Raw genomic sequence first — 648 nt, 5'->3', positions numbered from 1 at the left:
ACCCGATGGGCGACAGGTGATTCTGTCAACAACCAAGCATGAAAAAGATTTTTTTCTGGCTTTCACTTACCGAGATAGGAATAACACAGACACCGTTATTCGTGTCCCACACCGTGCCGGAATTATGGCATTGCAGAGCGATATTGAGCCGACTATTCCCATTGGGGGCAGTTTTATCTGGAATAATCCGCTGTCTCAACTCCCCGGCCATAACGATATTTTTATGGCCAACGAGGGGCGATCATTCGATCCGCGAGAATACCCGGTTGCCGCAAAATTATTCCCGAATTCTAAAATGCCTGATGACCGGGGTTACGCGATCCGCGCCGCCGATAACGGTCGCAACATTGACCTCGGGCGTACAGTAGGCACTTATCAGGACGACGCGATGCGAAATATCACAGGAGCCGTGGGTGCACATCATGGTTTTTTATCAATGACCCTCGCCAGTTCCAGCGGGGCATTCAATCTCATTAAAAATGACGAACCCAGAATTGGCGGCAGTGGCACCAGTAACTACGCGTACAATATTGAGTTTGATGCGTCTCGTGTGGTTCCCACCGCGAATGAATTCCGCATGAAAAACGTGGCAAAAATTTTAGTGACGAGGATGAAATAATGAACTACACCAACGAATTACAATTGGCA

1 pseudogene is annotated in these 648 nt (G+C 48.3%); it reads left to right on the top strand.

The features are described 5' to 3' along the window. A pseudogene (locus NXS07_RS22575) lies at positions 1–619 on the top strand (hypothetical protein); the annotation flags it as partial. Positions 620–648: the final 29 nt, after the last annotated feature.

The sequence above is a fragment of the Xenorhabdus bovienii genome (assembly GCF_024721015.1).
Taxonomy (GTDB): Bacteria; Pseudomonadota; Gammaproteobacteria; order Enterobacterales; family Enterobacteriaceae; genus Xenorhabdus; species Xenorhabdus bovienii.
This window is presented reverse-complemented; position numbering and strand designations above follow the sequence as displayed.